Source organism: Vibrio sp. D173a (assembly GCF_030248475.1).
The window spans coordinates 1-705 of record NZ_JAHGAH010001354.1 but is presented as its reverse complement, the minus strand read 5'-3'; the positions used below and the strand labels follow the sequence as shown (position 1 = coordinate 705).

The window sequence follows — 705 nt, the reverse complement described above, 5'->3', positions numbered from 1 at the left end:
GTCCGACAGCGCTTTCATCGCTTTTTTCAAGCAGCAGACAGGCCAAACACCCTTGGCATTTAACCGATAAGACGTCACCGCTTATGTGGGTATAAAAAAGCCAGAGTCGTGAAAGTGACTCTGGCTTTTCGATAGGATGCAATAAAGGGTTGAGTGCTAATCAATCAACATAAGTGAATCAAGGATCCCTTGTCCGCTATGAATGCCCCCTTCATTTTCGCTGGCGGGTTTACTGCGAATTAAATAGCCAGCATAACCGTTCATTTGCGTCATCGGCTCACCCTCAAAATAGAGACTAAACAGACCGATTTCACTCGCTAAGTCGCTCACCAAGGTTGGCTGAGCATCTCGAATCGCCAGAGTTGGCTCATCGCGCTCATGCGGATAGATCCTCTGCATCAACGCCCAAGCATCGTATTCACTTGGCTGTAATTGCTGCAGCTTTTGCGATACCTCTTCACCAAACACACAGTGACCGCCACCTTCACCTTGATTTTTCAACACCCAGTCATGCTTGTTATCTAGTTGGTTGAACCATTCAATTGTCGCCTCATTGATGGGCTTCATATCCGCCAGCACACTCTGAACCAACTCCGCCTCTTCAAGCGTTAACCCCCAACGCAGGTATTCACTGGCGGGCATCATGGTCAACAGCATTTGCATTGTCTTACTGGTTGCCAGTTGTTGACTGATGGTGGCATTCAC

General features: G+C 48.1%; 1 pseudogene. It reads right to left on the bottom strand.

Going from position 1 to position 705, the window contains the following annotated elements:
* Nucleotides 1-156: 156 nt before the first annotated feature.
* Nucleotides 157-705: pseudogene (locus tag KIV40_RS33320) on the bottom strand (glutathione synthase); the annotation flags it as partial.